At 45.6% G+C, this 10,731-nt stretch carries 2 protein-coding genes; both read right to left on the minus strand.

The window, feature by feature from the left end; all coding sequences use genetic code 11:
- Positions 1-63: 63 nt before the first annotated feature.
- The gene (locus BMW86_RS26445; protein WP_143056702.1) at positions 64-9,726 is read right to left on the minus strand and encodes a gliding motility-associated C-terminal domain-containing protein; all 9,663 of its coding nucleotides are present in this window, start codon (positions 9,724-9,726) and stop codon (positions 64-66) included.
- Positions 9,727-10,053: 327 nt separating this feature from the next.
- The coding region (locus BMW86_RS26450) for a gliding motility-associated C-terminal domain-containing protein (protein WP_143056703.1) at positions 10,054-10,731 on the minus strand (678 nt) is incomplete at its 5' end.

Genomic DNA, 10,731 nt, shown 5'->3' on the forward strand with positions numbered 1-10,731 from the left:
CAACCTTTTTTTATGCTCTTTAATGAGCAAGGCATCCGGAGACGCCTTGCCTGTTTGTATTTCTTATCGGATAACTGTTACTACTCCTTTCACAATAATCGCTGATCCTCCTGTGGTTTTCTTATAGCTCAGCAACCAAACATACGTTCCATTGTCTACAAGCTTTCCTCCGAATCTACCATCCCATCCGGTCTGAGAGTCTTTACTGGTAAAGATCTTCTGACCCCAACGATTGAAAATTTCTAAGTCGTAATCATATACTGTTCCGTAAACCACTGGTTTAAACGTGTCGTTGTTACCATCACCATTCGGCGTGAAGGCATTCGGGAATTGCGGTTTAGTCTCACATTCCTGGAATGTTACAGCTATCTGGTCTGTAGCAGTACCGCAATCATTGTAAACGGTTACTGAGTAATAACCGGATACAGTTACCGGGTAAGTTGGTGTGGTCGCACCATCCTGCCATTTGATACTGTTACCTGTTCCTGCGTTTACAGTCAGGGTGAGTGTCTGACCTTTACACAGTGTGGTGTCATTACCGAGCAACACTGCAGGGATACCTGCTACATTCACATTAACACTATCCATTGTGATCCTGGAACAGAACTTATCCATTACAGAAATGATGTACTTACCCGGCTGCGTGATTTCCTTCACCGGATTAGTGTCTCCATCATTCCAGAGGTAGGAGATAGCATCCGGATTAGATCCGTCTACCACTACACGACCACCGATACAGATGTCTCTGTCTGGACCCAGATCAATGGTGATGGCAGATTTCTCAGATACTTTCACTGTATCACTCACGATACAACCACTGCGCGTTACCGTTACCCAGAAATCTCCTGGTTTGGAAACAACAATTGAATTCGTTGTTTCTCCGCTTAACCATTTCACGGTTCCACCATCTGGTTCTACAGTGAGCATCACTGTTTCATCCGGACAGATAGCGGTATCACTTGTTAAGGTCACATTCGGTGCTGGATTTGTTGTTACAGTTGCTGTATCAGAAGAAGTACAACCACCTAATGTTACATCTACCCAATACATGTTGGACTGGCTTACAGTGATGGAAGCGGTGTTATCACCGGTGTTCCAAACATAAGTAGCACCCTGTACATAGGCATTCAGTTTCACTGTCTGGCCTTCACAGATATTTGTATCCGGGATGTTAACTACCGGCGGTGTATTGATTTTCACCTTGATAGAATCCGTTGTCGAACAACCCGCATTTGTCACTGTTGCAGTGTAAGTAGCTGCACTGGCAACTGTAATCATCTGGGAAGTTTCCCCGGTAGACCAGCGGATAGTGTAAGCCGCGTTGGCAGCACCAGCATCCAGGGTGAGGGTGTTTCCACTACATATTGAAGTGTCATTACCCAGGTTCACCACAGGTTTAGCGGTGTATTGCAGATCGTAAGTCACGGGATCAGATACACAACCCGTTACACCGTCTGTCACTGTGAAGGTAGCTTGAGTAGCACCTTTCAGATCGAACACGTTGCTGGTTTGTGTCAGCGGAGTGGTTACGGCCGTTGCTGGTGTGATACTAACGAGCGTGAATTTAGGTTTGCTTACTTTGTTTTTCAACAGGATGGCAAACTTGGTATTGTTAGAACAGTTGACAGGCAGGGTAGGATCCAGTTCTGGTTTAGGACAAGGATTTACCGTGATGGTCTGTACACGTTCTATTGCCTGGTTACCACAAGCATCTGCAATGGTCCATCTTCTGATGATAGTGTATCCGTTACAGATATCTTTAGTATAAGGATCTTCGGTCATAGTGGCCTTCTTAGGGAAGGTCCCATCGCAATTATCTTTTGCATACAGCGTAGCCGCAATCTGGATAGATTCTCCACAATTCACGGTGATGTCAGCCGGAGCCGGATCGATCACAGGTTTGGTGGTATCTACGACAGTGATTACCTGACGGATCACGGTGCTGTTACCACATTCATCTTTAGCAGTCCAGGTACGGATCAGCTGATAGTTGCTGGCACAAGCACCAGTGATGGTTTGTCTTGTCTGTGTGTAAGCGATTTTCACATTGCTGGTAGCGCTGCAATTATCGGTTGCTTTCAGATTAGTAGGTGGTGCCGGGATAGCATCACAACTGATAGTCGTATCTGCCGGAGGTACTACGGTGAATGTAGGTCTGGTTGTATCCTGTACCACGATCACCTGAGACATGGTGGTAGTGTTACCACAATCGTCTTTGGCGGTCCAGGTACGGGTTAATTTGTAATTATTAGAACAGGTAGTTGACAGGAATTCCTTTTTCTGCCCTACGGTAACAGTAACGACAGCAGTACAGTTGTCGGTAGCGGTGACAGTTGGCAGAGCAGGTACCTTATCGCAATCTACAGTCACATTTGCAGGTGCTGAGATAGAGAATACCGGTCTGGTAGTATCCTGAACAGTAATTGTTTGTCTGAGTATGGTCGTGTTACCACAGTTATCAGTAGCTACCCATTTACGGATGATACGATAGTTCTGTGTGCAGGTGCTTCCTGTAATGGTGGCCAGGGAATCTACAGGCGTCACCGTGATGACACCAGGTGTGCAATTATCTGTAGCGGTGAGGTCTGTTTTAGCAGGTACCTTATCACAATCTACAGTGATGTTTGCAGGCTGTGTCATAGTAAATACAGGTGGTGTTAAGTCTTTCACAGTAACGGTCTGTCTTAAGGTATCACTCACATTACCACAGGCATCAGCGATCACCCATTTGCGGATCAGCAGGTAATTGCTGGTACATGCTCCGGCAATATCCTGTCTTACTTCGATCGGCACAACAGTGAGCATACCAGCGCAATCATCTTTTGCGGTCAGGTTTACAGCTGCAGGTACGGCATCACAATTCACCGTTACGTTAGCAGGAGCGGCAGTGGTGAATACTGGTGCTGTTCTGTCAACCACAGTAATGGTTTGTTGAGCAGAAGTATTTAATCCGCAACGGTCAGTGGCAGTCCATGTACGTCTGATGGTAGTTGTACAGGCATCCACGACTGTCGTAACATCAGTAGATGTATAGGAGAGCGCTTCGCTATTGTACGGCTCATGACTGAAGGTAGGAGTACCAAACAGCGTCGTGTAATCTTTACCCTGTATACAATCAGTAGTGATAGCAGCAGGTACACTTACAACTACAGGTGGTTTGGTGATCAGCTGTAATTTCACCTGGTTGCTGGTATCAGGAGTACATGTACCGGAAGTAACCACACGTTTAAACCAGGTAGTAACAGCGATTACACTAGGAGAATAAGATGTACCGGTTGCAGCTGCAATAGCTGTGTAGTTAATGCTGTCTGTGCTCATTACCCACTGGTAGGTATATGTTCCTTTACCACCACTTACAGCACCACCTGTGAGCGTAGCTGGTGTTTCAGTTGTACACAGTGTTTGGTCAGCGGTAATGGTGTTACCCAGAATCGGACCGAAGTTAGTGAGTGTGACATTGGAAGAGGTCGAACATGTTAAGTTAGAAATGGTCCATGTCAGTGTTGCTGTAACACCGGCAGGTACATTTACTGTCGCATTTGTTTTGTGTATTTCTGTAGCTGCGATGGTCACAGATGCAGGTGACAGAACTGTCCATGTACCAATAGCAGATGGCAGATCAGGAGTATTACCAGCCAGGGTGAAGACAGGATTTCCACACTGTTCCTGAGCCGTACCAGCATCCGCATCTACTGCTTTTTGTGCATTTCTGAGAATAACGGTATCTGTTGAAGTACACGAACCGTTAGTGATAGTCCATACCAGGTAAGCAGAGTCACCGGTGGCAACTGTAACAGCTGATGTTGGACTGGTTGGTGTTGTAATAGTAGCTGTTCCTTTTACCAGTGTCCATGCACCTGTTCCAATACCTGGGCTGTTAGCTGCGAGTGTAAAGTTTGGATCCACACAATGTCCCTGGTCAGGACCAGCAACTGCTGGTATTTTTAGCGAATTGCTCAGGATAATATCATCACTGGTTGTACAAACACCATTTGTGATCGTCCATCTTAAAGTAGCCGTATTACCAGCTTTTACAAAGATGGTAGTTACTTCACTTGAAGGAGTGGTGATAGTTGCTGTTCCTGAAACGATCGTCCATACACCAGCACCGAAAGTAGCTTTGTTGGCTACCATCGTAAACAGTGAATCAGAACAATGAGACAGATCCGGACCAGCTGCTGCATTTGCAGGCTTCATATAGTTAGTCAGAACAACCGTAGAAGAAGAAGCAGTACATGTACCGTTGGAAATAGTCCATTGCAGGGTGGCTGTTTTACCCGCTAATACAAACACAGTACTTGTAGGACTAGTTGGCGTAGTGATAGTAGCCGTACCTGAAACAATGCTCCAAACACCTGTTCCCACTGTTGGCGTGTTAGCTGCCATGGTGAACAGAGAATCAGCACAATGAGATTGAGCAGGACCGGCAACGGATGTTGTTGGTGTAGCGTAGTTAGTTAACACTACATCATCTGTTGTTGTACAGGTTCCGTTGGTGATTGTCCATCTCAGGGTAGCGGTAGCACCGGTAGCAACCGTCACTGCAGAAGTAGCACTCGCTGGTGTGGTGATGGTGGCAGTACCTGATACCACTGTCCATAAGCCTGATCCGGTGGCAGGCGTGTTAGCTGCCATCGTGAAAGCAGGCGTAGCACAATGGTTCTGGTCAGCACCGGCAGCAGCCTGTATATTTTTATAGTTGGTAAGAACGACAGTTGAAGAAGAAGCGGTACATGTACCGTTGGAAATAGTCCACTGCAGAGTAGCCGTGTTGCCTGCTAACACAAAGACAGTACTTGTAGGACTGGCAGGCGTAGTAATGGTAGCAGTACCAGAAACAATAGTCCAAACACCTGTTCCTACAGTTGGCGTATTTGCCGCCATGGTGAACAGAGAGTCATTACAATGTGTCTGAGCAGGACCGGCAACGGATGTTGTTGGTGTAGCGTAGTTAGTCAACACTACATCATCTGTTGTTGTACAGGTTCCGTTGGTGATTGTCCATCTCAGTGTAGCGGTAGCACCATTAGCAACCGTCACTGCAGAAGTAGCACTCGCTGGTGTTGTGATGGTAGCAGCACCTGAAACTAATGTCCATGCACCAGATCCTGTAGCAGGCGTGTTAGCCGCCATTGTGAAAGCAGGCGTAGCACAATGGTTCTGATCAGCACCGGCAGCAGCTTGTATCTTTTTGTTATTTGTCAGTACAACATCGTCTGTTAATACGCAGGCACCGTTAGTGATGGTCCAGCGTAAGGTAGCGGTGTTACCAGCTAACACGAACACAGTACTTGTAGGACTGGCAGGTGTAGTAATGGTAGCGGTACCAGAAAGAATGGTCCATACACCAGCACCTAAACTTGCAGGAGTAGCCGCCATTGTAAACAGGGAGTCTGAGCAATGTGTCTGGTCAGGAGCCGGAGTGATTGGCGTTGGCGCAGCGCTATTGGTCAGAACAACTGTAGAAGAAGAAGCGGTACATGTTCCATTGGAAATAGTCCACTGTAGCGTAGCTGTTTTACCTGATAATACAAAGACAGTCGTAGTAGGACTGGTTGGAGTTGTGATGGTAGCTGTACCTGAAATAATTGTCCATACACCTGTTCCCACAGTTGGCGTATTAGCAGCCATGGTGAACAGAGAATCCGAACAATGTGACTGAGCAGGACCAGCAACAGAGGTTGTTGGTGTAGCGTAGTTAGTTAACACTACATCATCTGTTGTTGTACAGGTTCCGTTGGTAATAGTCCATCTCAGGGTAGCAGTGGCACCAGTAGCCACAGTAACAGCAGAAGTAGCACTTGCTGGAGTAGTGATGGTAGCAGCACCTGAAACTAATGTCCATGCACCTGATCCGGTAGCAGGTGTGTTAGCTGCCATGGTGAAAGCAGGCGTAGCACAATGATTCTGATCAGCACCGGCAGCAGCCTGTATATTTTTATAGTTGGTAAGAACGACAGTTGAAGAAGAAGCGGTACATGTACCATTTGAAATGGTCCATTGCAGGGTAGCTGTGTTACCCGCTAACACAAAGACAGTACTTGTAGGACTGGCAGGTGTTGTAATGGTAGCCGTACCTGAAACAATTGTCCAAATACCTGTTCCCACTGTTGGTGTATTAGCCGCCATAGTGAACAGGGAATCATTACAATGAGATTGAGCAGAACCGGCAACAGAAGTTGTTGGTGTAGTGTAGTTAGTTAACACTACATCATCTGTAGTTGTACATGTTCCATTGGTGATTGTCCATCTCAGTGTAGCGGTAGCACCAGTAGCCACAGTAACAGCAGAAGTAGCACTTGCTGGTGTTGTGATGGTGGCAGCACCTGACACCAATGTCCATGCACCTGATCCTGTAGCAGGCGTATTAGCTGCCATGGTGAAAGCAGGAGTTGCACAATGGTTCTGATCAGCACCGGCAGCCGCCTGTATCTTTTTATAGTTGGTCAGTACGATATCATCATTAGATGTACAAACACCATTTGTGATCGTCCATCTCAGCGTGGCTGTATTACCCGCTAACACGAATACCGTACTTGTAGGACTGGCAGGTGTTGTAATAGTAGCCGTACCAGAAACAATTGTCCAGACACCTGTTCCAACCGTTGGCGTGTTAGCCGCCATGGTGAACAGGGAGTCAGAGCAATGAGACTGATCAACTCCGGCAGCAGCAGCGGCCGGTTTGGTATATACAGTCACTGTTCCGCTTGCGCAGGCAGTATTACCGCAGGTACCTTCTGCTCTCACATAATAAGTAGTGGTAGCGCTGATGCCGTGAACAGCGATAGAAGCACCACTGTCGATAGCTGTACCGCCACATGCTCCTGCATACCATTTCCATTTAGAATCTGCTGTAACACCATCTGCTTTCTTTCCAAGGTCCCCACCTACAACAGTAAGGATGGTAGAACCAGTATCGCAAATACTTGGTGTACCCACGGTAACGCCTGTAGGAGCGGTAGGAGGAGAAGAAACATTTAAAGAGAACGGAATATCTGTAGTACATCCCGGGTTGGCAGTAGATACCGTGAGGATGAAGTTATAAGTATTAGGAGAAGGTAATGTACCTGTAGGATAAGTAACCGTGATAGGCCATGCAAGTGTACCAGTCATTGTTACAAACCCAGGCAGGGCAGGTGTACCTGCTGTCAGTACATAATTAGTAGGTGCTCCCGTGGTTGAAACTGTATCCACATTGAAGGTACCCGCTGAACTACATATAGTAAGAGGTGCTTTCAGTATAGCAGATGGAGGTGCTGTTTTGTGTAAGGTGATAGTAGACACGTTACCAGAGCAGCCTGCAGCATTAGTAATTGCCCATGTTAATACTACATCCTGTATACCAGCAACGGTAACGGTTGTAGTAGGGGAGGTAACATCTGCGATAGTAGCTACACCCGATACCAGTGTCCATACACCGCTTTCTGCAGCAGGACCAGTCAATGTAAGATCCGGTGCAGAAGCTGCCATGGTGAATACATTCGAAGTTCCGCACTGTGTCTGATCCGGACCTGCATCGCTGTAGGTAGGATTGTTCACCAGGGAGAGTGTATCCGTAGAAGTAATCTTACAAGTTCCGTTAGCTGTAGGCTGAGCCGTCCAGCCAATTACCACTGTACTACCATATGGTATACTTACTTTGGTATTCATCTTGGCTGGATTGTAGATCTTGACATAGTCATCGATCGTCTCACCCGCCTGAAGTTCAATACCTGTATAAGACACAAGAGACCAGTAACCGGTTACCCCTGTCTGAGTAGAATCAGGCAGATTGAATACACCAGTTGTGTTTACACTGGAACAATTTATAATCGGCGGGAACTTGATTTTAGGCGGCGTTTGTGTAATGATCACCTTTAAAGGAAGTGATTGTACCGAACAGGTTCCTGACCTCACCATCACGGAGAAAATACTATCCGCTACTGACCCGGGTTGAACCTCAATATCTGTGGCACCATTCCATTCAGGCATTAATGTAGTATCAATAGCAGAACCATGAGAACCACGATACCACCTGATATCTTTACCCGCGAGCGATGCGTTAATTTTGTAATCCACTACATCACCCAGACAGATAGAAGTCGTATCAGGTGTTACATCCACAACGGGTTTAATATCTGTTTTAATGACGGCACTATTTGAATCAACACATGTTCTGCCGCCGCCTTCACCATAATACACATAACCATATACCCAGATAGTAGTGTCCATCGTTAGCGTGACGGATCTTGTTGCACCCGTATATCCGGGAAGGTCCTTCCAGGAGAAAGTATCGAAACCACCTGATGCTTCTAAGTCAACCGCATCCCCCACACAGACCTGACTCTTGGTAAGAGACAGGATAGGCATTGGTAAGATCGTAATTTTAACCGGGCTTGAAGGATTAGCACAACCTAAGGAATCCGGGATCCCTTTATCATATACACGAACACGGAAAAGGTAGTCTGCCGCTACCGTTTTAGTACCTTTTAATTCTCCCGCAGGGATTTTGAGTAAAGAATCCCTGGCTGTACCATAAGGCACATTAAACCATGAGATACCACCATCATCACTCATTTCCCATTGATAAATGGGATGAGTGAAATACCCGGCGGGTAATATAGAAGATGATAATGTATCCGGGGTCCCTTCGCACAATACTTCTTTCAGATTGGTACTATTACCTACCAGGCCAGCCGTAATAATAGGACTACAATAAGTAAAGCTGATATCATCAAGCGCGATATCGTTACCACATCCACCAGGTTTATTATTCAAGATACGTACTAATACATCCGTGACGCCGGCTGGAATAGTAAACTGTCCGCCATAACGCTGCCACTTATAATTAGTGGATGGGAGCATCATTGATACCGCATAGGTTCTGAACTTGGCAAGTACCTGATTTGTATCAGCTGCATTGACCACCTGGAAGGTTACACCTGCATATTGATAAGCGCTGAGGCAAAGGGTTTCAAATGAGTTTTCAATATCAACATTCAGGAACCATGCACTGAAATTATAAACAGAACCACTACATAAGCCGGTTACTTTTTTCTGATACATCTTACTCGGCTTATATGCTGAATTTACAATTAGCATAGCGCCATTTGTATTACCGGTATGATCGGGTTTATCTAACCAGTTACTTTTTTGCTTGGTCGTAGCGCTAATTGCATAATATTCATCCACTAAGTCGCCGGAAGGCTGATATGTGTATTGTACAACGCTGTCAACCGGGTAAGGCCGGCGGGCTACGCCTGTTGCCATTGTACCGAAATCCTCATTGAATCCTGCCATGACAGCATATCCACCATTACAGGTAGAAATTGTACAATCGACGGCTACTATTGTCTGAGTAACACTGGAAGTCAGGGTTTTACCCCCTGAGACATAAGTAATTGATGCCTTAAACGTATAAGTTCCTGGTACCAGAAACTCTATTGTCAGTGATTTTGTATTTACTAATTTGGTAGCCTTAACGGTAGAGGTATTGGCCGAATATAATATATTATAATCTGCGTCTGTTCCACCAGGGGTAGTGATTGTCCATACCGGCAGCTGAACACTGGAAGTAGACCCTCCGCTCAGGGAAGCATTCACACTTGTAAATTTAGCCTGATCGGCAGTACTGGTAGTAGTAGTCATACAGACCGTATCAGGTATGTTCATGTGAACCGTCTGAGCCTGCACCATGCCTATTGCACAGAAAATGCAGAGAATTAATTGCGTTACGAACTTTCTCATTGTCCTGTTATTTATTAAAAAAGTATCGGGTTATGAATATTAAGTACCATATTCATCTCCTGATTTATTGTTTTCACCAATGAAAAGTTCTTCCAAATCCTTATAGGGATGGTGTTTCAGAAGAACTAATGCTTTTCACAGGTTATAGGTTAATTTCTACCGATATGGCTAAAAGTGAGGATATTTTAACATTAAAGGTAGGAATAATATATTAAATGTAAAAGATGTGTATATAATTTAATGTAAATAAGACAATAATATGTCCTGTAACGCACAAGGCGCCCCGGGATTTCCCGGGGCGCCTTGCCTATTTGTATTTTATACTTCTTATCGGATAACGGTTACCACTCCTTTCGCTATAATCGCTGATCCCCCTGTGGTTTTCTTATAGGTCAGCAACCATACGTATGTGCCATTGTCCACAAGCTGGCCTCCGAATCTACCATTCCATCCGGTCTGGGAATCTTTACTGAAGAAGATTTCCTGACCCCAACGGTTGAAAATATGGAATTCGTAATCATATACTGATCCGTTAACCACTGGTTTGAAGGTATCGTTGTTACCATCACCATTCGGTGTGAAGGCGTTCGGGAACTGCGGTTTAGTTTCACATTCTTTAAATGTTACGGCTATCTGGTCTGTAGCAGTACCGCAATCATTGTAGACTGTAACTGAGTAATAACCGGATACAGTTACCGGGTAGGTTGGTGTGGTCGCACCATCCTGCCATTTGATACTGTTACCTGTTCCTGCGTTTACTGTCAGAGTGAGTGTCTGGCCTTTACACAATGTGGTGTCATTACCGAGCAGCACCGCAGGGATACCTGCTACATTCACACTAACACTATCCATTGTGATCCTGGAACAGAACTTATCCATTACAGAGATGATGTACTTACCCGGTTGCGTGATTTCCTTCACCGGATTAGTGTCTCCATCATTCCAGAGGTAGGAGATAGCATCCGGATTAGATCCGTCTACCACTACACGACCACCGATACAAAT

It is taken from the genome of Chitinophaga sp. YR573 (genome assembly GCF_900110995.1).
In the GTDB taxonomy this organism is placed as follows: domain Bacteria; phylum Bacteroidota; class Bacteroidia; order Chitinophagales; family Chitinophagaceae; genus Chitinophaga.